Below are 21,382 nucleotides of genomic sequence, written 5' to 3' on the forward strand. Positions count from 1 at the left end.
TCGGCAAGAATGCCCTGACGACCCTAGCCGTTTCAGTGCGGCGTTTCAAAGCCCTTACACTTGCGCGGCTACGCCACACCGGTCTGGACATGCTAGCGGTCTGGACTAACAGCTTCCGATCGGGCAGGAGTTCGGCCCATGCGCAAGCTTCTCGTCATCGGCATCGGCGCCGGCAACCCCGACCATATGACGGTTCAGGCCATATCAGGCTTGAACCGTGCCGATGTGCTGTTCATCCCCGACAAGGGCGCCAAGAAGAACGACCTTGCCGAATTGCGGCGCGAGATCTGCGACCGCTTCGTCACCAACCCGAAATCGCGCCGCGTCGAATTCGACGTGCCGGTCCGCGCCGAGCCAACGTCCTCCTATCGCTCGACCGTCGACGACTGGCACGAAGCCATCGCGGCCATCTACGAAGCCCTGATCCGCGACGAGATTGCGGAAAATGACTGCGGCGCCTTCCTGATCTGGGGCGATCCTTCGCTTTACGACAGCGCGCTGCGCATCCTCGAGCGCGTGCGCCTCAGGAACAATGTCGCCTTCGAACTGGAGGTCATCCCCGGCATCACCGCCATCCAGGCGCTTGCCGCCAGCCACAAAACGGCATTGAACCGCATCGGCGATTCGTTCCTGGTCACCACCGGCCGCAGGCTGACCGAGGAAGGTCTGGCCAGCAATGCCGGCAGCACAGTCGTCATGCTGGACGGCAAATGCGCCTTCAACACGCTGGCCGACCCGGATGTCGTCATCCATTGGGGCGCCTATCTCGGCACGCCGGACGAGATCATCGTCTCCGGTCGCCTCGGCGATGTCGGCGCTGAGATCGAAAAGGTCCGCGAGGAAGCCCGCCGGCAAAAGGGCTGGATCATGGACACCTATCTGCTGCGCAAGCCGGAAGAATAGGCAGTAGGCAGTAGGCAGTAGGCAGTGAAATTCTAATTTAGACGCGCGTTAAGGCAGATTCGGAAACGAAAATCTCCGACGGCGACGAGTTGGGCCGCAATCCCTACTGCCCTACTGCCCTCAGCCCGCATCGATCTCCGCCTGCAGCGCGTCCATATGCGTCGCCGCCGCCGCGGTGGCCGCGCGCTCGATGGCGCGGAAACGGCTGACCACCGCCAGGCCAATGGCCGTCAGCTGCGCGCCGCCGCCCCTGCGGCCCCCGGTCTGCGCGGCGACCAGCGGCTTGCCGAACACCCGGTTCATGTCCTCCACCAGATCCCAGGCGTGCTTGTAGGACATCTCCATGCCGCGCGCGGCGGCCGAGATCGAGCCGAAGGTAGCGATCTGCTCCAGAAGCTCGATCTTGCCCGGACCGATCCGCCCGTCGGGATCGAGATTTATCCGCAAGCTCAGCGATGGCATCTTTGCTCCTCCGCGGTCGCCAGGACTCCTGCCGAAGCCACTTCAGCGGTACCGTTATTCCAAGTCAATATAGCGGCGATCGCCGCTTCTGTCAGCCATCGACCTCGAGCGGCAGGCCGGCGCCGGTGTTGGCCCGGTCGAAACTCACTGTCTTGACCACGGCGAAAACCTTGCCGCCGAGCCGCAGTTCCAGCGCCTGCCGCGACTGTTCGGTGATGCGGGCGAGCACCGTTGCGCCATTGCAATCGATGTCGACCTCGACCGCCGGCCCTTCGCCCGGACGGATCGCAACGATCGTGCCGGGCAGGATGTTGAGCGCACTGAGGCCTGTCGGCTTCTCCGCGGCGATCATCACATCGCGGGCACGGATGCGGACACGCACGGGAGCCCCGGTTTTCATCGCCAGGCGCGGCACGCGGATCTCTCCGGCGGCCGAGACGAGCACGGTCATGCCGAAAATCTCGTCGTGGTGCAGCACCTTGGTGTCCAGCACCGCACCGCCCTCGCCGCGCTCTTCCGCCGGCAGCAGGTCGAGCCTTTGCATCACCGCCTCGGTCGGACCGCTGGCAACGACCTTGCCTTGCGCCAGCATCACCACGTCGCTGGCCAGCCGCGCCACCTCGGCGACCGAATGGCTGACATAGACGATCGGGATCTTCGTCTCATCGCGCAGCCGTTCGATATAGGGCAGGATCTCGGCCTTGCGCGCCTCGTCGAGCGAGGCCAGCGGCTCGTCCATGAGCAACAGCCTGGGGCTGGCGAGCAACGCCCGGCCGATCGCCACGCGCTGCTTCTCGCCGCCCGAGAGCTTCACCGGGCGTCTGTTCAGCAGCGGGCCGATGCCGAGCAGGTCGACGACGGCATCCATGTCGGCGTAGCGCTCCTTGGCCGGCGTGAACCAGCGGCCGTAACGCAGATTGCTGGCCACGCTCATATGTGGAAACAGGCGCGCGTCCTGGAACACCATGCCGATGCGGCGCCTGTGCTTCGGCACGACAACGCCGGCATCGGTGTCGACCAGTGCACGGCCCTCCACCTCGATGCGACCCTTGTCAGGCCGGATCAACCCGGCGATCATGTTGATGAGCGTCGTCTTGCCCGAGCCTGACGGCCCGAATAGCGCGGTGAGCCGCCCGGCGCTCTCGAAGCGCGCCTCGATGGCGAAATCGCCGAGCCGGTGGCCGATGTCGACGCGGACGCTCATGCGATGTCCATCCGCCGCCCGACCCGCCGCGCCAGCACTTCCGAGGCGACCAAAGCCGCCATCGAGATGACGACCGAGATCAATGTCAGCCGCAATGCCCCCTCATCGCCGCCCGGCACCTGCGTGAAAGTGTAGATCGCCGAGGGCAGCGTCTGCGTTTCGTTGGGGATGTTGGAGACGAAGGTGATGGTCGCGCCGAACTCGCCCATCGCCTTGGCGAAGGCCAGGATGGCGCCCGCGATCAGCCCGGGCAGGATCAGCGGCAGCGTGATGGTGGCGAACACCCACAAAGGACTGGCGCCAAGCGTTCCCGCCGCAGCCTCCATCTTGCGGTCCACCGCTTCGATCGACAGCCGGATTGCCCGTACCATCAGGGGAAAGCCCATGACACCGCAGGCCAGCGCCGCACCCGTCCAGCGAAACGAGAAGACGATGCCGAAATGCTCGGCCAGAAAGGCGCCGGCCGGACCGCGCTTGCCAAACGTCAAAAGCAGGAGATAGCCGGTCACGACAGGCGGCAGGATCAGCGGCAGATGAACCACGCCGTTGAGCAGCGTCTTGCCCCAGAATTGTCCGCGGGCAAGCAGCAGCGCGATGGCTATGCCCGGCGGCAGGCTGGCAAGCATCGCCACGGTCGCCACCTTGATGGACAGCCGGACCGCATTCCATTCGTCGGGAGTGAGGTCCAGCAGCCAGGTCATATTGCGCTATCAGGCCCTGTTCAATTGCTCGGCGTGAGCACGGTAAAACCCTGTTCCTTGAAGAGCGCGCCGGCCTTGGCGGACTTCAGGCATTTCAGGAAAGCCGTCGTATCCTTGTCCTTCGAATCGGCGGTCTGGGCAACCGGGTAGATGATCGGCGGATGCGAATCCTCCGGGAAGGTGCCGACCACCTTGACGCCCTTTTCGGCATGCGCGTCGGTGGCATAGACGATGCCGAGAGCAGCCTCGCCTGTCGAAACCAGCTTGAGCGCGGCGCGCACATTCTCGGCCTGCGCCACCTTGCCCTCGACCGAGGACCAGACGCCGAGCGATTCCAGTGCCGCCTTGCCGTACTTGCCGGCCGGCACCGCCTTGAAGTCGCCCATGGCGAGCTTGCCGTCGCCAACCAGCTTGGCGAGGTCGAAACCCTTCTCGATCTTGGTCTCGACCTTCGAATCCTTCGGCGCCACCAGCACGATCTCGTTGCCGAGCAGCTTCACCTCGGTGTCGGGCTTGGTCAGCTTCTTGTCGGAAAGATACTTCATCCAGTCGAGATCGGCCGAGATGAAGACGTCGGCCGGCGCCCCGCCCTCGATCTGCTTGGCCAGTGCCGAGCTTGCCGCATAGGAAACGGTCGCGGCCTCGCCGACATCGGCCTCGCAGGCCTTGTTGACCGCATCGAGTGCGTCCTTGAGGCTGGCCGCCGCAAACACCACGACCTTGTCTTGCGCATGTGCGGCCGGCACCGCAGCCATCAACGTCGCCGCAAGACCACCAATGGCGATCGCCCTCAACCCGAAACCTTTGCGCGTCATCGAAAACTCTCCCTGGTTTGAAATCCGTGCGGTGCGAGGCCTGTCGATCGATATATCCGCATGAATATAACAAGGGAAGGCCGGCGGCTTGCGAAAACGCCTGTGCCCCGTCGATTGTTCTGGTAAGACGAGTGGAAAACCCTGCTGCATGTTGCCCAAAAGTGACCCCGGTTTTGGGAGAACGGCATGCAAAGCAATGGAGAGCTCGATGAAGATCAGCGCCCGCAACGTCCTCAAGGGAACGATCACCGAGATCGTCGAGGGAGCCACCACCTCGCATGTCAGGATCGACATTGGCGGCGGCGCAATCGTCACCGCCTCGATCACCAACGAGGCGGTCGCCGATCTCAAGCTCGAAAAGGGCAAGCAGGCCTATGCCGTGGTCAAGGCCTCGGACGTGATGGTCGGCATCGACTGACGGAGGTCGAGCTCAAGGTATGTTGAGAGTCGGGTCAGGCCGGCATCACCTGAATATCGACATACTTTAGACGGCGATAGGCGCCTTGATCGAGGCATCGGCCACGTAGTTTTCCAGGCGGAAATCCTCGAAGCGGAAGGCGAACAGGTCCTTCACCTCCGGATTGATCCACATTGTGGGCAGCGCCCTCGGCGTGCGCCGCAACTGCTCGCGCGCCTGTTCGAAATGGTTCGAATAGAGATGCGCATCGCCCAGCGTGTGGACGAAATCGCCCGGCTTCAGCCCGGTCACCTGCGCCACCATCAGTGTCAGCAGCGCATAGGACGCGATGTTGAACGGCACGCCGAGGAAGATGTCGGCCGAACGCTGGTAGAGCTGGCAGGACAGCCGGCCCTCGGACACGTAGAACTGGAACAGGCAGTGGCAGGGCGGCAGCGCCATCGCCTCCACTTCGGCTGGATTCCACGCCGAAACGATCAGCCGACGCGATTGAGGATTGCGGCGTATCTCCTTGAGAAGGCCCGCGATCTGGTCGATCGAGCCGCCATTGCCGTCCGGCCAGGAACGCCACTGTTTGCCGTAAACGGGGCCAAGGTCGCCATTCTCGTCGGCCCATTCGTCCCAGATGGTGACGCCGTGGTCGGTCAGGTATTTGATGTTGGTGTCGCCGGCCAGGAACCACAGGAGCTCATGGATGATCGACTTCAGGTGCAGCTTCTTGGTCGTGGTGACCGGAAAGCCGCGCGCCAGGTCGAAACGCATCTGGTAGCCGAAGACGGAGCGCGTGCCGGTGCCGGTGCGGTCGCCGCGATCGGCGCCATTGTCCAGCACATGCTGCAAGAGGTCGAGATATTGGCGCATCGGTTCCAGCTCGATTCGAGTGTGCGCATATTATAGCGACCAGACCGGCGGTCGAACACAGCAAAACGGCGCTAGTTGGACCTGCGCACTGCGTGAACGGGGAGAAAGTGGCTGGCCGCAACGCCGGCGCCAGCCTTCGCAAATTGACGCGATCGTCAGAGGGCGCCGAGTTTGCCCAGATCCTTGGCCACTAGGTAGTAAAAGGTCACGCGGCTCTTGGTGTTGTCGGCGTGCATCGCCTTGCAGGTCTTCTCGATCGAGGCGTCGGCCTTCGCCCCGTCGCTGACGCCGAGCTTTTTGGCCACCCAGCTCTCCTTGACGCGCTCGAGCTCCTTCGGGTCGGTGCAGGACACCAGCGAAGAATCGCGGTTCCTCAGCGCAATGCCCAGATGCTTGACGATCTTTTCGACCGCGTCGGCGCTGGCGCCCGCGTCGTATTTCTTCACATCCGCAAGATAGTCGGCCATCAAAATTCCCCTCGTCAGCGCCACGGATCCGATCGATGAGGGCTGTGGCGCGCTTCGCAACTTGTGCGCTAGGTCGGTAACTCCTCACCGCTCGCAAAGCTTCCGTTGAGACCGCGCCCAAGTCAACCCTTGCCGTCGCGATTTGACACAGGGACAAAGCCTCATTGCGGCCTTTCATTTTCGGCGAACGCCCCCTATATTCGTTTTGTCGGCTTGACCGACTATGGCGATAAATGGGCGATGAAATAAGCCGTTCGGACCCGGGGGCGGTACCCGGCGCCTCCACCAAAAGCCGCTGTTGACGACAGAGCGGTTTTTGCTGGGGGCGAAATAGGATCGACGAAGGTGTAAAGATCGTACTTTTGCCCGGCATTGTACCACCGTCATCGGGCTAAACTTATAGTTGCCAACGACAACTATGCGGAAGCACGTCTCGCTGCTTAATGCAGTGCGATAGCTTCAAATCAAGCCCTAGGGGTTCGCACTTCTAGGCGGGGTTCGGAGGTACCTGGCAACAGAAACCTCCACTTCTCTCCCTCCCTCAATCCACGTCACGCGCAACGGCCGCCTTTTGCCGTCCGGCCTTCGTACGGCCCATTTGCCGCGAAGCCGCATCGCGTGCCTCTTTCTCCATGGACAAGAATGCAAAACGATTCCGATCGATTCTTCGTGCTGACCGGTGGCCCGGGCTCCGGCAAGACCGCTTTGATCGAAGCCCTGCGCCGGGCGGGCTTTGCGACTTCAGTTGAAGCCGGGCGCGGCATCATCCGCGACCAGTCCTCGATAGGCGGAACCGCCCTGCCCTGGAGCGACCGCGCGCTGTTCGCCGAACTGATGCTATCGTGGGAGATGCGCTCGTATCGGAACGCGGTCGAACAGAAGGGACCGGTCTTCTTCGATCGCGGCGTGCCGGACACGCTCGGCTATCTCAGGCTGAGCGGCCTGCCGGTGGCAGAACACATCAGAACCGCCGTCGAGCGCTTCCGCTACAATCCGCGCGTGTTCATCGCCCCGCCCTGGCCTGGCATTTTCACGCAGGATCAAGAGCGCAGGCAGACACTCGACGAGGCCGAGCGCACTTACCATGCGCTGGCCGGCGTCTATATGGAGCTGGGTTATGAGTTGGTTCCGCTGCCCCTGGCGCCGGTCGAGACAAGGCTGCGTTTCGTGCTGGCCGAGGCAGGGCTGAAATGAAAGGCCGGGAAACCCGGCCTTTCATGCGCTTGCGAGCAATGCCTATTCCGCCGGCGCTTCGACCGCCTCGCGCGAACGGCCGAGCGTGAGCTTGGCCAGCGTGAAGGAAATCACCGCGCAGAGCGTGATGCCGGCGACCATCGGCAGCGGCGTGCCGTCGAAGAACACGCCGGCGACGCCCATGGCGAGCGCGCCGATGGCGAAGTGCAGCGTGCCCATCAGCGCCGAGGCCGTGCCGGCGATCTCGCCATGTTCTTCCATGGCCAGCACCGAGGTGGTCGGGATGACCAGGCCGAGGAAGCCGTAGCCGACGAACAGCAGGGCCGCCATCACGTCGAGCCGGTCGACACCCGTCGCCATGATCGCCAGCAGCACCACCATCGTCGAGGCATAGCCGGTGACTGCGACGCGCACCACGCGCCGCAGCCCGAAACGCTCGGCCAGCAGGCCCGTCAGCTGCGACATGCCGATGAAGGCCACCGCGTTGATCGAGAAGAACATGCTGTAGACCGAAGGCGACAGCCCGTAATGGTCGATCAGGATGAAGGACGAGCTCGACAGATAGACGAAGAAGCTCGCAATGCCGAAGCCGGCAATTGCCACCAGGCCAAGGAAGTTGCGGTCACCCATCAGGAAGCGATAGCCGGCAAGCGCGGTGCCGAAGGAAGAACCGACGCGCTCTGCCACCGGCCGCGTTTCCTTGAGCGAGGTCGCGAGCAGGATGGTGGCAAGGGCTGCCGCACCGGTCACCGTCCAGAACACGGCGCGCCAGCCGAAATTCTCGATGATCTGGCTGCCGGTCAGCGGCGCCAGGATCGGCGACACCGAAAACACCAGCATCAGCAACGACATCAGCTTGGCCGCCTCATTGCCGGTGTGCAGGTCGCGCACGATGGCGCGCGGCACAGCCATGCCGGCGCTGGCGCCAAGGCCCTGCAAGAAGCGGAAGGCGATCAGCCACTCGATGGTCGGCGCCATTGCCGAACCGATGCCGCCGACCATGAACAGCGCAAGACCGCCATAGAGCGGCAGCTTGCGGCCGACCATGTCGGAGATCGGCCCGACGACGATCTGGCCGAAGCCCATCGACAGGAAGAAGATCAGCAGGCTCATCTGTACCGCGGCGGTGCCGGCGTGCAGATCCGCGCCGATCGACGGCAAAGCGGGAAGATACATGTCGATCGCGAAGGGGCCGATGGCGGACAACAGGCCGAGCACGACCGCGATGCGGAGGAATTTGGGACTCATGATATTGGCTTCTTTCGAAATCTGGTTACCGCCGCCAGGCGACGTCTGACCTAGGACGTTCCATCCCGTGAGGTTCCGACACTCCAGCAGCGAATCTTGTCGTCTCCCGGCGCGAAATCTCTTTATCGCATGTCCACAAATTTAGACAGCCTTGTCTAAATCGTCAATCACCTCTATATAGATTTTCATGAGAGCGAGCGTTTCTCCTGACACTTTCCCGCCACGCGGCCACGAGGCCAAGCGCCTGTCGATCGTCGACGCCGCCGCCAGCGTGTTCTGCCGCGAAGGCTTTGCCGGCGCCAATATCGACCTGATCGCCGCGGGGGCCGGCGTCTCGCGCCAGACCGTCTACAACCACCATGGCGACAAGGAAAAGCTCTTCATGGCCGTGGTGCGCGACCTCACAGATCGCTGCAATGTCGGCATCTTCGCCACCATTGCCACCTTCCCTGACCAGCCCGGCGATCTCGAAGCGGATTTGATCGGATTTGCCGTGCGCCTGAACCGGAACTGCATCTGCAACCGCGACGGAAAATTCCTGCGCAAGCTGATCCAGACCGAAGGCGAACGCTACCCCGAACTGTTTGCCGAATGGCGCGAACAGGGTCCGGGCACGACGTGGCCGGCAATCGCCGCCCGCTTCGCCCGCCTCGCCTATGGCGGTTACCTCACCATCGACGACCCTGACGTCGCGGCGCGCCAGTTCTTCGGCCTGGTCAATGCCGAACTGCAGACCACCTTCATGCTCGGCGGCACGCCGCGTGAGGACGAAGTGGTGCAATCGGCGACGAATGGCGTGCGCACCTTCCTGCGCGCTTTCGGCAGGCGCCTTTCCCCGGGCAGCGTCAAAAAGCACACTGCGCTGGCTAACGCATAACATTTGCGGTTGCCGCAAAGCCGCCTTGCCGATCAAATCGTTGGCAATAGTCCTCGCTTCGACGCGACGGTGGGCTATATCAGGTTTACGCCGCGCTCAAGCTTGATTACAGCTATGCGGACGATTCAACGGAACCCGACCACCACATGGCCGACGACCACATCCGCTACGACATTCTGGCCCAGGAGGCGTTGCGCGGCGTCATGCGCAAGGTTCTGGCCGAGGTCGCACGCACCGGCCTCCCCGGCAACCATCATTTCTTCATTACCTTCCTGACCGGCGCGCCCGGCGTGCGCGTGTCGTCGCGCCTGCGCGAGCGCTATCCCGAGCAGATGACCATCGTCATCCAGTTCCAGTACTGGGACCTCAAGGTGACCGACACCGGCTTCGAGGTTGGCCTGTCCTTCTCCGACGTGCCGGAGAAACTTGAAATCCCGTTCTCGGCCGTGCGTGGCTTCTATGATCCCTCGGTGAATTTCGAGCTCGAGTTCGACGTCAAGACCGATGCGCAGCCTGAAGAGGAACCGGCCCAGCCGGCGCCCGAGCCGCTGACCATCGTTTCCGAGAAAAAGCCGAAGGCCGAGAAGAAGGCTGCAGCCGAGCCGGAGAAGAAGCCCGCCGCAACCGAGGCCGGCGCCAAGGGCGCCGAAGTGGTTTCGCTCGACGCCTTCCGCAAGAAATAGCTTCGCGGTCCGCGCCATGGCCGACATCGTCAATCTCCGCCAGGCTCGCAAGCAGAAGGCGCGGGACGAGAAGACGCGCGTCGCCGAACAGAACCGGGCCCTGCATGGCCGTTCCAAGGCGGACAAGCAACGCGACCGGCTGAATGCCGACAAGGCCGAAAAATTTGTCGCCGGCCATCGCCTCGACCCGTCCGGCAAGGACAAGCAGTGAGTCTCCGGCAGTGAGTCTCCGGCCGTGAGCGTCGTCGAAAAGCGCTCGGTGACCATTCGCGGCCATCGCACCAGCTATTCCCTCGAAAAGCCCTTCTATGACGACCTCGTCGCCATCGCGGCGGCGAGAAAGCTGACGCTGGCAGCACTCGTCGCCGAAGTCGATGAGACGCGGCCCCGCGACACCAACCTGTCCTCGGCGCTGCGGCTGCATGTCCTGGAATGGGCGAAGCGCGGAGCTGGCTTGGGCTAGACGCCTTCGACCGCGTCCGCCTTTTTCCCGCGCCTGGTGCCGAAGCCAAGCAAGGTCGAGCGGTCGCGCTCCTCGGCCTGTTTCCTCGACCGCACGCGCATCAGATCCTTCCAGCCGACATAGCCGATCAGTTGCAGGCTTTCGCGGGTCACGACCGGCAGATGCGAGACATTGGCCATCAACAGCTTGTCGGAGAGGCCTTCCAGATATTCGTCGGGATAGGCAAGCGTCACCTTGCTTCCAGCAAGCAGGTCGCCGAGCGTCGTCGTCCTGTGCTTGCCGGCACGGCGCCAGCGCAGGATCGCCGGCGGATCGATAAGGCCGAGCACCCGCCTGTTCTCGTCGATGACCGGGAAGCTCGGATGCCGGGTCTCCGGCGCGGTCAAGAACGCCGCCGCCCCATGCAACGTCATCGTCGCCGGCACGCTCTCGACCTGCGCCGTCATCACCTCGCGCACCCTGGTCAGCGCGAACGGGTCGACGCGGTATTCGCGCACGAGGTGGTGCCCGCGCCTGGCGATCTTCTCGGTCAGGATCGACCGCTTCATCAACAGCACGGTGACGGCGTGCGCCGCGGCACAAGCCGCGATCAGCGGCACCAGCACATGCGTGTTGCCGGTCAGTTCCACGGCAAAGAACGTCGCCGTCAGCGGCGCCCGCATCGTGCCGCCCATGGTCGCCGACATCGCAAGCAGGGCCCAGAAGCCCGGATCCGCCGCGGGCAGGATGCCGGCGAGCACCGCCCCCATTGCGCCACCCATGATCAGCAGCGGCGCCAGCACGCCCCCTGATGTTCCCGAACCGAGCGCCACCGACCAGATGATGGCCTTGACCACCAGCAGCAGCAGCGCGGCGGCCGCGAGCGTGCGGCCATCCAGCATGTCGGCGATGTTGTCATAGCCGACGCCGAGCGCCCGCGGCTCGATCAGCCCGCCAATGCCGACCGCCAGGCCGCCGATCATCGGCCACCACATCCAGTGGATGGGCAGTTTCTGGAAGGCGTCCTCGCAGGCATAGACCATCTGGGTGAGCAGCCCCGACAGCAGGCCGGCGCAGATGCCGACCAGAACCCAGCCGCCAAGCCCGGTGAACGAGACCGCCATGCCACCCTGAAACGGAAAGATCGGCCCAGGCAGATGCAGCACGGTGCGCTCGACCTCGGCAATGATCGCGGCAACCGCCACGGGAATGAAGGAACGCGGCGTCCATTCGAACAGCAGCAGTTCCACCGCCAGCATGATGGCCGCGATCGGCGTGCCGAACACGGTGGTCATGCCCGCTGCCGCGCCTGCCACCAGCAGCGTCTTGCGTTCATTGTCGGTGACCGGCAGCATCTGCGCGATCAGCGAGCCGATCGCGCCGCCGGTCATGATGATCGGACCCTCGGCGCCGAACGGCCCGCCTGAGCCGATCGAGATCGCCGACGACAACGGCTTCAGGATCGCAACCTTGGCATCGAGTTTTGAACGCCCGAGCAGGATCGCCTCGATCGCTTCGGGAATGCCATGGCCACGAATCTTCTCGCTGCCGTAGCGCGCCATCAGCCCGATGATCAGCGCGCCGATGACCGGCACCACCACCGCAGCAAGCCCAAGCGGCGTATCCTGCAATTTCAGCTCGGCAAACGTGAACTGGCCGAAATAAGCGATGTTGGTGGCAAGCCGGATCAGTTTCAAAAGCACGATGCCGGCGAACAGCCCAGCCGTGGCGACCACCACGGCGATGGTCGCGATGGTCAGCACCCGCGCGTCGGTGGTGAAATCCCTGAGATGGTTGTTTTCGGAGGGCTTCATGGTGGGCTTTCTGGCGGCGGCCGGATCTCGAATACGCGGCACGGCGAAGACGCCGGCCGGCTCTGTCGGCTCGCTATGTATCGTAACACGATATAAATTCAAGCTGGTTTCGCATCAAAACCGTTTGAGCCTTTGGCCGGAATGGAACAAATGTCTGGAATGACGCAGCCCAGCAAATCTCGCCCCACCATCGAACTGGCCGACTACCAGCGGCTGTCGGAGTTCCGCTACCTGATCCGCCGCTTCCTCGAATTCAGTCAGTTGCAGGCGGAAGACGCCGGCCTGACGCCGCGCCAGCATCAGGCCTTGCTGGCGATCAAGGGCTATCCGGGCGGCGGACCGGTGACGGTCGGCGATCTGGCGGAGCGCCTGCGCATCCGCCATCACAGCGCCGTCGAGCTGGTCAACCGCCTGAGTGAAGCCGGCCTGGTCGTGCGCGATCAGGACAAGGACGACCATCGCCGCGTGCTGCTGCGGCTGACCGAACGCGCCGACGATTGCCTGGCCGAACTGTCGGCAGCGCATCTCGACGAGCTTTCGCGCATCGAGCCCATGCTGAGGCGCTTGCTCGATCAGGGCCGCGAGTGACGCCCAGGCGTCTTGCGCGGGATGGCACCTTTCTTTTCAGGCGCCCGCATCTTTTGGCTTCCCGGCATCGTCTAGGCGATGAGAGGCCCAAAGGGCGCAAGGCAATCGAGAGGAAGACCAGCGATGAAACGCCATCTGATACGCTACAAGATGAAGCCCGAACGAGCCGATGAGAACGAGCGGCTGATCCAGGCCGTTTTCCAGGAATTGCGCGACAAATTGCCGGACGGCGTCCGTTACCTGACGTTGCGCGCCGCCGATGGGACATTCATCCATCTGGTCGAAACGCAAACCGATGCGCATTCTGATAGCATCACCGGCCTGGCCACATTCAAGGCTTTTCAAAGCGGCTTCGGGGATCGCTGCAGCGAACCTCCGCAACGCGACGAGATGGCCGTGATAGGCAGCTACCGGATGCTGGATGCCTGATCAAGGCAGACGAGGCGCAGAACGGAGGCTCATGAACATTCCCATTTCCGGCGGGCAGCATGGGTTCTTCGAGCGCCTATTTGGGGAATTGCGCCCCAAGCTGCACCGCTACTGCGCCCGCATGACGGGCTCGGTCTTCGATGGCGAGGATGTGTTGCAGGAGGCGCTGGCCAAGGCGATCGAGGCCTTGCCCGGTGCCGGCCCGATCGCCAATCCGGAAGGCTGGCTGTTTCGCATCGCCCACAATACGGCGCTCGATTTCCTGCGCCGCCGCACCCGCGAACAGGCCTATTCCGACGAGGATTTGGACATGATCGTCGACCCGGCGAATCCCACCATCGATCGCCAGGCCGCTTCCGCGGGGCTGCATACCTTCATGCGCCTTCCCGTCACGCAGCGAAGCAGCGTCATCATGATGGACGTTCTGGGCTACTCCCTGCAAGAGATCAGCGCCACGCTCGATATCAGCATCCCCGCGGTCAAGGCCGCGCTGCATCGCGGCCGCGACCGGCTGCGCCAGATTGCGCACGAGCCCGATGACCGCCCTCTCCCGAGACTGAGCGCCGCGGAACGTCAGTTGCTCAACGCCTATATCGATCGCTTCAATGCCCGTGATTTCGACGCGGTGCGCGACATGCTGGCTGAAGAGGTGCGGCTCGAACTGGTGGCCAGGACACGGCTCAACGGCAGCAAGGAAGTCGGCACCTATTTCGGCAACTACTCCAAAGTGCAGGATTGGCATCTCGTACCCGGCTTCGTTGAAGACAGGCAGGCAATCCTCGTCCGCGATCCCAACGACCCGACGGCGCGACCTGCCTATTTCATCCTGCTGGCCTGGCAGGGCGGCAGGCTTGCCGCCATCCGCGATTTCCGCCACGCCCGCTATGTCGCTGACAGTGCTGAGATGCTCGTTCTCTGACACGATTTCGGGACGGGAAGGCTTCGCGCAACCGCCCTACTGCCCTACCGCTACTGCAACGACTTCAACAAATTATCGATCGTGAACGGATTGGACTTCGGCTTGGCTGGCGGCGGGTTGTCGTTGGCTTCCGGCAACGGCGCAGGCTCGACCTTGGGCGCCTGTTCGGCGGCCTTGCGTTCGGCTTCCAGCCTGGCCTTTTCCTGCGTGGCGATGCGCATCGCTTCTTCCGCCTTCTGGCGCTCCTGCTCGGCCTGCGCCTTGGCCGCTTCGTCGGCGGCTTGCTGCTCGGCCGCGGCCTTGGCGTCGGCATCGGCATCGGCTTTGGCCTTCGCGTCGGCATCGGCTTTCGCCTTGGCTTCGGCATCAGCCTTGGCTTTCGCTTCCGCGTCGGCCTTCGCCTTGGCATCCGCTTCAGCCTGCGCCTGGGCGTCAGCCTCCGCTTTCGCCCTGGCGTCGGCCTCGGCTTTCAGCCGCGCGGCCTCTTCCTGCTGGCGAAGTTCCTCGGCGGCCTTGTCGCGCGCGTCCTGCAGTGCCGCGTAGTAGCGCACTTCGCGCCGCAGGCGCTGCTTCTCCAGCAACACCGCCTGCATCGCCTCGACGCGCTGCTGCTCCTTCTCCAGCGCGCGCTGGGTCAGGAACTGCGCCAAAGGCTCGCTGTCGAACCGCCGTTTGACGGCGCCGAACGGCCCCTCGGCGGTGAAATTGACGACCGGCTCGGAGCCGACCAGCGCCTCGTCACCGGGCCGATAGGTAATGGCGCCCTTGGCGGAAACCGTGCTGGTGTTGAGATCGGCCGTGATATCGGCGGACAAGGTCGCCGCCGGGTTTTCGAGGCTGATCGGCGGTGCCCTCAGCGTGCCGCCGGCGATCGTGAAGGCGAAGTCGGCATTCCCTGCGGCGAAGTTGCCATCGGCGGCGATCCCGGGCGCGAAATCAGCGGTCTTGGCCGCATCGATGTCGCGCCCGATCGCGTCCGCCTTGGCCAGCAAAGCGTTGAACGCATCGGGATTGACGCCCGCCACCTGCAAACCCCTGAGCGTCGCCGTGCCGGAACCCGAGAGGGCGGCGATCATCGCATCGACCGACTTGCCGCTGGTCGACAGCGTCGTCGAGAAATCGCCGACGCCGCCAATGCCGGTATCCGGCAATACGTTTGCCAGATCGGCGCCCGCCAGCTTCATCTGGCCGGTGAAAAGCCCGGTGCCCTCATTGTTCTTCAACTCGAAAAGGCCGGTCAGCGCCCCGCCAAGAAATTTCGCCTTCAGGTCCGAAACGCGGATGCCTTCCTGGTCGAGCTTCAGCGAAAAAGCGGCGTCATAGGCGGTGGCGAACGGTCCGGCGGCAAGCGCCGCCGTCGTCAGGTCGAGAGCGGCGGTAAACGGCAGGCTGGACTTCTGGCTGAACGGTGCTGCCGGCCAGGAGCCGCTCTTGTCGCCCGCGCTCTTGTCAGCCGCATTTTTGTCGGCGCTATTTTTATCGACAAGGAAAGCGGAATCGCCGAACAGCGCCACGGCCATCGGATCGAGATCGAGTTCGTCGAGTGCCAGCGCGCCCGCCAGATGTGGCACGCCGTCCTTGGCGTCGATGTTGACGTCGCCGGACACCGCCGCCTCGTTGATCGCGCCGCTGACATTGTCCAGCACGAGCAGCCCATTGCCGTAGTCGCCCTGCGCCGACAGCGATGTCGACATGCCAGCCCCCATGCCCGGCAGGCCGATGCCCGACGTCATCAGCCACGGTTCGATGTCGGCCGCATCGAGATTGATCTTGCCCTTGGCGGCAGGCCCTTGCGGCGTGTCGGCGATGGTTCCCTCGAAGCTGGCCTTGAAGTCATTGCCGGCGAGACTGAAAGTTGTCGCCAGCCCGCCGCCCAATGTGCCTTTGGCCTGGATGTCGGTCGTTGCCTCGCCCAGCATGCCGAGCGGCAGCGCCGGCAGGCCGTAAAGCGCCAGCAGCGCGGTCGCGTCGGGGTTCTTGGCGTTGAAGGTCAACGTCACCGGCGCCTCGAGAAGCTTGTCCGGCGCGCCCTTCCCCGACAGCGAAGCCGAAAAGGCCGAGCCGCCGGCCTTGCCCTGTCCGCTCACCGCCAGGCCCGTCGTGCCATCGCCATTGTCGGCGGCACTTGCCACCAGGTCGACGCGTGCATCCTGGAACAGGTCGGGATAGGCGGCAGCGCGGCTCGCCAGCCCCTTCAGCACCGCATTGTCGGGATAATGCTGCACGGCGACGTCGATCAGCGGCTTGAGGTCCACAGCGACAACCGATGCGTCGAGCTTGCCTGTCGGGCTCGCCGGGAAATCCTTGATGCGGCCGGTGGCGCTTATCGAGGCGCCGGCCAATCCGCCGACCGACAGCCGGTCGACTTCGAGCAAGCCGTCACGCAGCCTGAGCGCGGTGTCCACCGTATCGGCGGTCAGCCCGCCGGCGCTGACGGGGCCGGCCTTGATCTGGAAATCGAGATCGCGGTCGGCAAAGCGGTTGGCGCCCTTGTCGCTGACGAAGATCGAGGCGAAGGCCGTCAGCCCGTCGACGTCAAGCTCACCGCCTTCGAGCCGCATCAGCACCGATGGCCTGGCTTCGTCAGGCTGGCTGGAATCAATGCGGCCGGAGAATTTCGCCTTGCCCAGGATCAGCTCGAGATCGCTGAAGGCCTGGCGCTTTTCCGTCAGGTCGACCTTGGCCTTGAAGCCGGCCGCCGGCAGACGGCGGATCGCCTCGTCGACATCTTTCGACAGCCAGGCGGCAAAACCGGATGGCTGCGCCACGGCCAGCAGCAGCGAGCCGTTGAAGCCGAAATGGCCCTCGACGCTGAGCATGCCGTCGGCTTCCAGCGTTGTGCGTCCGGGCAAGGTCGCTGCCAGCGATTTGACCGACCAGCCGCCCTCGGCCGGCTCGGCGGACAGATGCACGTCACGCACGGTGGTGTCGCCGGCCACCACAGCCGGCAGTTTCACCTCCACCGTGCCGGGGATGGTCGGCTTCGGCAGAGCGACCAGCGCCTGCTCGAGCCCGGCGATGCGCTGGTCGAGCGTCAAGCCGGCGCCGGCTTCTGCGCCCACCGCCTTGTCGAACTGCACCTGCGCGCCTTTGGCCTCGATGGCGAAGTTCGGCTTCTGGCCGAGATCGACAGAAGCCTTGCCGTCGGCCGTGTAGGGATTGTCCAGCGGCCCGGTTTCGAAACGGAATTCATCGACGCCAAGCTTCTGGTGGTCGAGCGAGAACTTGCCGTTCAGGCGAAAGCCCGGATCGGGCTTGCCGGCGCTGACCTTCACCGTCTCGCCATCGGTGCCGCGCAATTGGGCTGAATTCTTATCGGCGCCGGAGATCTTGAACTGGCCGGAATAAACGGCGGCACCATTGACGATGCCGGCATTGCCGTCGGTTTCGATGACCAGCGGATAGGCGTCGGGATCGGCCTTCAGCCGCAGCCGCATCTGGCCGTTGCCTTCGGCCTTGCCGGTCGATGCCGCGATCGTGGTGCGCAATCCGTCGAGCCGCAACGTGCCGTCCATGCGCCACGGGCCGGCCAGAGACTTGGCCGAAATGGTCGAATTGATCTCGGAAAAAATATGGCTGCGTCCACCGGCGGCATGGCGCAGTTCGATCTGCCCTTCCGTCACCGTCAGCTTCTCGATCGAGATCTGGTTGAGGTCGAAGGGCGAGGACGGCCGCATCGCCCAGTCGACGGTGCCGTCATTGGCAATATCGATGGTCGCCTTCGGGTGCACCAGCCGCATGTCGAAGATCAGCACCTCGCCGCGCAGAAATGGCGCCAGTTCGGCATCCATCGAAAACGTCTCGACGGTCATGGCCGGCTGGCCATTGGGGCCGCCGGCGACGGCAACGTTGGAGAAGGTCACCGACGGGAACGGCAACAGCCTAGCCGTGGCGTCGCCGTGCACGGTCACCTTGCGGCCAAGGATGGCGCTCGCCTCACGCTCGAACTGGGCGCGGTAGCCGGTCCAGTCGACAAAGTACGGGACCACCAGCGCCGCGCACAGCACCAGCACGAACAGGCCACCGAAGATCACGAACAGGCGTGCGAGCATCAGCTCCGAACAGGTTGATTGAAATTCTGCCGCACTCTACCCGCATCCGCGTGTCGATAAAGAGGCAATTCATCCGGTATTGCGTCATCCCAGGCGATCTGAAACAAATCCGGCAAAAGCGGAGATTTTTCAGATGTCAGGCAAGAACTGGGACCGCGTGCCGATCGACGCGCAGAGCGTCGATGCGCCGCTCTCGCAGTCGGCGATTTTTCTTGTCGTCACCGTCGCCGGCGAACAGCCCGCCCTGGCCAAGGTCTGTTCCGTGCTGGGCGAGCTTGACGATCTGGTCAAGACTGTCGGTTTCCGCGATCTCGGCGGCCGCCTGTCGTGCATTGCCGGCATCGGCCGCGACCTCTGGGATCGGCTCAGCCCCGGCCGGCGGCCGCAGGAACTGAGACCGTTCGCGCCGATCAAGGGCGCGGTCCATTCGGCGCCATCGACACCGGGCGACCTTCTGTTCCATATCCGGGCCGAACGGCCCGACATGTGCTTCGAGTTCGAGCGTATCCTGCTCGACCGGCTTGGCCCCGATGTCACCGTCGTCGATGAAGTGACCGGCTTTCGCTATTTCGATGCCCGCGACCTGCTCGGCTTCATCGACGGCACCGCCAACCCGACCGGCCTCGACCTGCCGGCCTCGGCGCTGATCGGCGACGAGGATGGCGACTTTGCCGGCGGCTCCTATGTGGTCGTCCAGAAATACCTTCACGACATGCAGGCCTGGGCGCGCATTCCGACGCCCGAGCAGGAGGCGATCATCGGCCGCACCAAGATCGACAACATCGAGATCGACGATGACGACGCGCCGCGCAAATCGCACAAATCGCTGGCCACCATCGAGGATGCCGACGGCAACGAATACGACATATTGCGCGACAACATGCCGTTCGGCCGGCCCGGGCAGAATGAGTTCGGCACCTACTTCATCGGCTATTCCAGGTATCTTTGGGTCACCGAAAAGATGCTGCAGCGCATGTATGTCGGCGATCCGCCGGGCGCCTACGACCGCCTGCTCGATGTCTCGACACCGCAGACCGGCACGACATTCTTCGCGCCAACCCGCCCGATGCTGCAGGCCCTTGTCGAGGGCGTGCGGCAGCAGCCTCCCGCAGCACGGTAAAGCGGCTGTCGACAGCCCTTGTCGCGGGGATCAGCGTGCGTCGCGCTTGGCTTGCGCCACCTTGCCGGCCTTGCGCTGCCGGCCGAGTTCCGCCGGCCGGACCAGCTTCGGTGCCTTCTGGTTCGCCACGGCCCGCATGCCCTTGTGAGCCGTGCGTGAATTGTGCGCGGGACCATCCGCCGGCGCATTTTGCTTCATCGCCAGGGCCTTGCGTGCATTCCCGACGAGCGAAACGCGAGCCGCCAGTTGGCGCCGCCGTTCGGCCTCGCCATTCAGCCGCCGCATCGCCGTGGCCAGCACCGCGAGCTTCACCTGCGAGCCGCCATCGGCCTTTGAAGCGGCAGCGCTCTTGGGCGCGCCCTTGCCGCGTAATTCACGGCGGCGCCGATGCGCCTCGGTCTGCGCCTTGTCGCGCCGCTCGCGCAGCAGCTTGACCAGACCGGAAAGGTCGGCGTCGGAAAGCTCCTGCACCCCCGGATGGTGCGACTTCTCCACCAGTTCCTTCTCATCGGCACTCAGTGCGCGCGCTTCTTCCTTGCGTGAAATCGCCATGACAGTTCTCCTCCGCTGGCAACGCCTGCCTTGTCAGGCTTGCCGAGCAAGGAGCCTCGACCCGAATGGCGGCGCGGTCAAGACGAGCGTTTTTCGGGAAGCCCTACCCCCACAGCCGGCAATATCTTGCCAGGATTCATGATGTTTTGCGGGTCGAGCGCCTGCTTGATGGTCCGCATGATGTCGACGCCATGGCCGAGCTCGCTGCGCATGAAACCGATCTTGCCCTGGCCGATGCCATGCTCGCCGGTGCAGGTGCCGTCCATGGCGATCGCCCGCAGGTTGAGCCGCGCGACGAATTTCTCCGACAGCGCGATCTCCTTGGGATCGTTCACATCCATCAGCACCAGCACGTGGAAATTGCCGTCGCCGGCATGGCCGACGATCGGCGCGATCAGGCCCATCTCGGCGATATCGGCCTCGGTCTCGGTGACGCATTCGGCAAAGCGCGAGATCGGCACGCAGACATCGGTCGACAGGCCCTTGGCACCAGGCCGCAGCGTCAGCGAGGCCCAGTAGGCATCGTGCCTGGCCTTCCACAGCTTCGTCCGTTCCTCGGCGACGCTGGTCCACAGGAACGGCCCGCCGCCATTTTCCTCGGCGATCATGCCAAAGGTCTCGGCCTGTTCGGCAACGCCGGCGTCGCTGCCATGGAACTCGACGAACAGGCACGGGCTTTCGGGATAGTCGAGCTTGGAATAGTTCTTCATCGCCCGCATCTGCAGCGCGTTGACCAGTTCGATGCGCGCCACCGGAATGCCCATCTGGATCGTCGCGATGACGGCGTTGCAGGCCGCCTCGACGCTCGGGAACGGGCAGACGCCGCCGGAGATCGCCTGCGGAATTCCTTGCAGCTTCAGCGTCAGCGAGGTGATGATGCCGAGCGTGCCTTCCGAGCCGACAAGCAGCCGCGTCAGATCGTAGCCGGCCGAGCTCTTTTTCGCCCGCTTGCCGGTCGTCACCGTCTCGCCGTCGGCCATGACGGCGGTCAGCGACAGCACGTTCTCGCGCATCGTGCCGTAGCGCACCGCATTGGTGCCGGACGCGCGCGTCGCCGCCATGCCGCCGAGCGAGGCATTGGCGCCGGGATCGATCGGGAAGAACAGGCCGGTGTCGCGCAGATGCCGGTTCAAATCCTCGCGCGTCACGCCGGGTTCGACCGTGCAGTCGAGATCCTGCGGATTGACCGCGAGGATGCGGTTCATCCGCGATGTGTCGACCGAGATGCCGCCGCCCGGTGCGTTGGTGTGGCCTTCCAGCGAGGAGCCGACGCCAAAGGCGATGACCGGCACACGATGCGCGGCACAGGCGCGCACGATTTCCTGCACCTCGGCGGCCGTCTCCGGAAAAGCGACACCATCTGGTGCCTGGGTCGGAATATAGGTGGTGGTATGCGCATGCTGCGAGCGGATGGCCTGGCCGGTCTGAAAACGCTCGCCCAGTTGTTGCTTGAGGATGCCGAGCACCGCCGCGATGCCTTCCTCGTTGCGTTCGACCGGATTGAGGTCGCTCAGAGCCATGAATTCCTCCGCGAATGGACCAGCGCCCACGCTTGTTATGCAGCTATGGATGCCTAAAGCAATTCCAGGAAAAGTGTGAAGCGGTTTTCCCGGGAAAAGCGTGTAGCGCTTTC

At 64.1% G+C, this 21,382-nt stretch carries 23 protein-coding genes and 1 other RNA gene; 13 read left to right on the top strand and 11 right to left on the bottom strand.

The window, feature by feature from the left end:
- Positions 1-138: 138 nt before the first annotated feature.
- Positions 139-903 carry a precorrin-6A synthase (deacetylating) gene (cobF, locus tag FJ546_RS11465; protein WP_140889431.1) on the top strand — a complete coding sequence of 255 codons (765 nt, stop codon included), beginning with the start codon at positions 139-141 and terminating at the stop codon, positions 901-903.
- Between the two features lie 120 nt (positions 904-1,023).
- Here the strand turns inward: cobF and FJ546_RS11470 are convergent, their stop codons facing one another.
- From FJ546_RS11470 to modA, 4 genes are all read right to left on the bottom strand, one after another.
- Positions 1,024-1,365 carry a winged helix-turn-helix domain-containing protein gene (locus FJ546_RS11470; RefSeq protein WP_140889432.1) on the bottom strand — a complete coding sequence of 114 codons (342 nt, stop codon included), beginning with the start codon at positions 1,363-1,365 and terminating at the stop codon, positions 1,024-1,026.
- Between the two features lie 91 nt (positions 1,366-1,456).
- Positions 1,457-2,569 (bottom strand): molybdenum ABC transporter ATP-binding protein, encoded by a 1,113-nt coding sequence (gene modC, locus FJ546_RS11475; RefSeq protein WP_140889433.1) that lies wholly within the window; start codon positions 2,567-2,569, stop codon positions 1,457-1,459.
- Positions 2,566-3,270 carry a molybdate ABC transporter permease subunit gene (modB, locus tag FJ546_RS11480; RefSeq protein WP_140889434.1) on the bottom strand — a complete coding sequence of 235 codons (705 nt, stop codon included), beginning with the start codon at positions 3,268-3,270 and terminating at the stop codon, positions 2,566-2,568. Before modB ends, modC begins: the two co-directional genes overlap by 4 nt.
- 20 nt (positions 3,271-3,290) lie before the next feature.
- Positions 3,291-4,085, bottom strand: a complete 795-nt coding sequence (modA, locus tag FJ546_RS11485) for a molybdate ABC transporter substrate-binding protein (protein WP_140889435.1) — start codon at positions 4,083-4,085, stop codon at positions 3,291-3,293.
- A gap of 208 nt (positions 4,086-4,293) precedes the next feature.
- On the opposite strand from modA, the gene FJ546_RS11490 reads away from it, so the two are divergent.
- Positions 4,294-4,503 carry a molybdopterin-binding protein gene (locus FJ546_RS11490; RefSeq protein ID WP_140889436.1) on the top strand — a complete coding sequence of 70 codons (210 nt, stop codon included), beginning with the start codon at positions 4,294-4,296 and terminating at the stop codon, positions 4,501-4,503.
- Positions 4,504-4,569: 66 nt separating this feature from the next.
- Here the strand turns inward: FJ546_RS11490 and FJ546_RS11495 are convergent, their stop codons facing one another.
- On the bottom strand, positions 4,570-5,364 hold the full coding sequence (locus FJ546_RS11495) for a thymidylate synthase (protein WP_140889437.1): 795 nt from the start codon (positions 5,362-5,364) through the stop codon (positions 4,570-4,572).
- 155 nt (positions 5,365-5,519) lie between these two features.
- Positions 5,520-5,831: a DUF2853 family protein gene (locus FJ546_RS11500; RefSeq protein ID WP_032930772.1), complete on the bottom strand. Its 312-nt coding sequence runs from the start codon at positions 5,829-5,831 to the stop codon at positions 5,520-5,522.
- Positions 5,832-5,999: 168 nt separating this feature from the next.
- On the opposite strand from FJ546_RS11500, the gene ssrA reads away from it, so the two are divergent.
- Positions 6,000-6,360, top strand: a transfer-messenger RNA (tmRNA) gene (ssrA, locus tag FJ546_RS11505).
- A gap of 113 nt (positions 6,361-6,473) precedes the next feature.
- Positions 6,474-7,025: an AAA family ATPase gene (locus FJ546_RS11510; RefSeq protein ID WP_140889438.1), complete on the top strand. Its 552-nt coding sequence runs from the start codon at positions 6,474-6,476 to the stop codon at positions 7,023-7,025.
- 42 nt (positions 7,026-7,067) lie between these two features.
- Here the strand turns inward: FJ546_RS11510 and FJ546_RS11515 are convergent, their stop codons facing one another.
- Entirely contained in the window at positions 7,068-8,273 is a 1,206-nt protein-coding gene (locus FJ546_RS11515) for a multidrug effflux MFS transporter (RefSeq protein WP_140889439.1), read from the bottom strand.
- Positions 8,274-8,460: 187 nt separating this feature from the next.
- On the opposite strand from FJ546_RS11515, the gene FJ546_RS11520 reads away from it, so the two are divergent.
- The 4 genes from FJ546_RS11520 (at position 8,461) to FJ546_RS11535 (ending at position 10,296) form a co-directional block, all read left to right on the top strand.
- Positions 8,461-9,150, top strand: coding sequence for a TetR/AcrR family transcriptional regulator (locus tag FJ546_RS11520; protein ID WP_140889440.1), 690 nt, complete (start codon positions 8,461-8,463; stop codon positions 9,148-9,150).
- 146 nt (positions 9,151-9,296) lie between these two features.
- The gene (locus FJ546_RS11525; RefSeq protein WP_140889441.1) at positions 9,297-9,833 is read left to right on the top strand and encodes an SspB family protein; all 537 of its coding nucleotides are present in this window, start codon (positions 9,297-9,299) and stop codon (positions 9,831-9,833) included.
- A gap of 16 nt (positions 9,834-9,849) precedes the next feature.
- Positions 9,850-10,044, top strand: coding sequence for a DUF4169 family protein (locus FJ546_RS11530; protein ID WP_019859033.1), 195 nt, complete (start codon positions 9,850-9,852; stop codon positions 10,042-10,044).
- 24 nt (positions 10,045-10,068) lie between these two features.
- Entirely contained in the window at positions 10,069-10,296 is a 228-nt protein-coding gene (locus FJ546_RS11535) for a ribbon-helix-helix domain-containing protein (RefSeq protein ID WP_140889442.1), read from the top strand.
- Here the strand turns inward: FJ546_RS11535 and FJ546_RS11540 are convergent.
- A complete protein-coding gene (locus FJ546_RS11540) occupies positions 10,293-12,089 on the bottom strand; it encodes a chloride channel protein (RefSeq protein ID WP_140889443.1) in 1,797 nt (598 codons plus the stop codon). The genes FJ546_RS11535 and FJ546_RS11540 overlap by 4 nt on opposite strands.
- On the opposite strand from FJ546_RS11540, the gene FJ546_RS31190 reads away from it, so the two are divergent.
- From FJ546_RS31190 to FJ546_RS11555, 4 genes are all read left to right on the top strand, one after another.
- On the top strand, positions 12,088-12,252 hold the full coding sequence (locus FJ546_RS31190) for a hypothetical protein (protein ID WP_181167909.1): 165 nt from the start codon (positions 12,088-12,090) through the stop codon (positions 12,250-12,252). The genes FJ546_RS11540 and FJ546_RS31190 overlap by 2 nt on opposite strands.
- On the top strand, positions 12,240-12,677 hold the full coding sequence (locus FJ546_RS11545) for a helix-turn-helix domain-containing protein (protein WP_140889444.1): 438 nt from the start codon (positions 12,240-12,242) through the stop codon (positions 12,675-12,677). Before FJ546_RS31190 ends, FJ546_RS11545 begins: the two co-directional genes overlap by 13 nt.
- Before the next feature lie 123 nt (positions 12,678-12,800).
- Positions 12,801-13,106, top strand: coding sequence for a hypothetical protein (locus FJ546_RS11550; RefSeq protein WP_181167901.1), 306 nt, complete (start codon positions 12,801-12,803; stop codon positions 13,104-13,106).
- A 31-nt stretch (positions 13,107-13,137) separates the two neighbouring features.
- The gene (locus FJ546_RS11555; RefSeq protein ID WP_140889446.1) at positions 13,138-14,025 is read left to right on the top strand and encodes an RNA polymerase sigma factor; all 888 of its coding nucleotides are present in this window, start codon (positions 13,138-13,140) and stop codon (positions 14,023-14,025) included.
- 50 nt (positions 14,026-14,075) lie between these two features.
- On the opposite strand, the gene FJ546_RS11560 is transcribed toward FJ546_RS11555, so the two are convergent.
- Positions 14,076-18,077: an AsmA-like C-terminal region-containing protein gene (locus FJ546_RS11560; protein WP_140889447.1), complete on the bottom strand. Its 4,002-nt coding sequence runs from the start codon at positions 18,075-18,077 to the stop codon at positions 14,076-14,078.
- A 133-nt stretch (positions 18,078-18,210) separates the two neighbouring features.
- Between FJ546_RS11560 and FJ546_RS11565 the strand changes: the two genes are divergently transcribed.
- Positions 18,211-19,197 carry a Dyp-type peroxidase gene (locus tag FJ546_RS11565; RefSeq protein WP_140889448.1) on the top strand — a complete coding sequence of 329 codons (987 nt, stop codon included), beginning with the start codon at positions 18,211-18,213 and terminating at the stop codon, positions 19,195-19,197.
- A gap of 30 nt (positions 19,198-19,227) precedes the next feature.
- On the opposite strand, the gene FJ546_RS11570 is transcribed toward FJ546_RS11565, so the two are convergent.
- Both FJ546_RS11570 and FJ546_RS11575 read right to left on the bottom strand, forming a co-directional pair.
- On the bottom strand, positions 19,228-19,749 hold the full coding sequence (locus tag FJ546_RS11570) for a hypothetical protein (protein WP_140889449.1): 522 nt from the start codon (positions 19,747-19,749) through the stop codon (positions 19,228-19,230).
- A gap of 77 nt (positions 19,750-19,826) precedes the next feature.
- Positions 19,827-21,269 carry an FAD-linked oxidase C-terminal domain-containing protein gene (locus FJ546_RS11575; RefSeq protein ID WP_140889450.1) on the bottom strand — a complete coding sequence of 481 codons (1,443 nt, stop codon included), beginning with the start codon at positions 21,267-21,269 and terminating at the stop codon, positions 19,827-19,829.
- Positions 21,270-21,382 lie beyond the last annotated feature (113 nt).

It is taken from the genome of Mesorhizobium sp. B2-4-19 (genome assembly GCF_006441315.1).
Classification (GTDB): Bacteria; Pseudomonadota; Alphaproteobacteria; order Rhizobiales; family Rhizobiaceae; genus Mesorhizobium.

Bases quoted from the DNA above. Each gene is read 5' to 3' on its own strand.
- cobF (WP_140889431.1), top strand. From the start codon at position 139: ATGCGCAAGCTTCTCGTCATCGGCATCGGCGCCGGCAACCCCGACCAT.
- FJ546_RS11470 (WP_140889432.1), bottom strand. From the start codon at position 1,365: ATGCCATCGCTGAGCTTGCGGATAAATCTCGATCCCGACGGGCGGATC.
- modC (WP_140889433.1), bottom strand. From the start codon at position 2,569: ATGAGCGTCCGCGTCGACATCGGCCACCGGCTCGGCGATTTCGCCATC.
- modB (WP_140889434.1), bottom strand. From the start codon at position 3,270: ATGACCTGGCTGCTGGACCTCACTCCCGACGAATGGAATGCGGTCCGG.
- modA (WP_140889435.1), bottom strand. From the start codon at position 4,085: ATGACGCGCAAAGGTTTCGGGTTGAGGGCGATCGCCATTGGTGGTCTT.
- FJ546_RS11490 (WP_140889436.1), top strand. From the start codon at position 4,294: ATGAAGATCAGCGCCCGCAACGTCCTCAAGGGAACGATCACCGAGATC.
- FJ546_RS11495 (WP_140889437.1), bottom strand. From the start codon at position 5,364: ATGCGCCAATATCTCGACCTCTTGCAGCATGTGCTGGACAATGGCGCC.
- FJ546_RS11500 (WP_032930772.1), bottom strand. From the start codon at position 5,831: ATGGCCGACTATCTTGCGGATGTGAAGAAATACGACGCGGGCGCCAGC.
- FJ546_RS11510 (WP_140889438.1), top strand. From the start codon at position 6,474: ATGCAAAACGATTCCGATCGATTCTTCGTGCTGACCGGTGGCCCGGGC.
- FJ546_RS11515 (WP_140889439.1), bottom strand. From the start codon at position 8,273: ATGAGTCCCAAATTCCTCCGCATCGCGGTCGTGCTCGGCCTGTTGTCC.
- FJ546_RS11520 (WP_140889440.1), top strand. From the start codon at position 8,461: ATGAGAGCGAGCGTTTCTCCTGACACTTTCCCGCCACGCGGCCACGAG.
- FJ546_RS11525 (WP_140889441.1), top strand. From the start codon at position 9,297: ATGGCCGACGACCACATCCGCTACGACATTCTGGCCCAGGAGGCGTTG.
- FJ546_RS11530 (WP_019859033.1), top strand. From the start codon at position 9,850: ATGGCCGACATCGTCAATCTCCGCCAGGCTCGCAAGCAGAAGGCGCGG.
- FJ546_RS31190 (WP_181167909.1), top strand. From the start codon at position 12,088: ATGGTGGGCTTTCTGGCGGCGGCCGGATCTCGAATACGCGGCACGGCG.
- FJ546_RS11540 (WP_140889443.1), bottom strand. From the start codon at position 12,089: ATGAAGCCCTCCGAAAACAACCATCTCAGGGATTTCACCACCGACGCG.
- FJ546_RS11545 (WP_140889444.1), top strand. From the start codon at position 12,240: ATGTCTGGAATGACGCAGCCCAGCAAATCTCGCCCCACCATCGAACTG.
- FJ546_RS11550 (WP_181167901.1), top strand. From the start codon at position 12,801: ATGAAACGCCATCTGATACGCTACAAGATGAAGCCCGAACGAGCCGAT.
- FJ546_RS11555 (WP_140889446.1), top strand. From the start codon at position 13,138: ATGAACATTCCCATTTCCGGCGGGCAGCATGGGTTCTTCGAGCGCCTA.
- FJ546_RS11560 (WP_140889447.1), bottom strand. From the start codon at position 18,077: ATGCTCGCACGCCTGTTCGTGATCTTCGGTGGCCTGTTCGTGCTGGTG.
- FJ546_RS11565 (WP_140889448.1), top strand. From the start codon at position 18,211: ATGTCAGGCAAGAACTGGGACCGCGTGCCGATCGACGCGCAGAGCGTC.
- FJ546_RS11570 (WP_140889449.1), bottom strand. From the start codon at position 19,749: ATGGCGATTTCACGCAAGGAAGAAGCGCGCGCACTGAGTGCCGATGAG.
- FJ546_RS11575 (WP_140889450.1), bottom strand. From the start codon at position 21,269: ATGGCTCTGAGCGACCTCAATCCGGTCGAACGCAACGAGGAAGGCATC.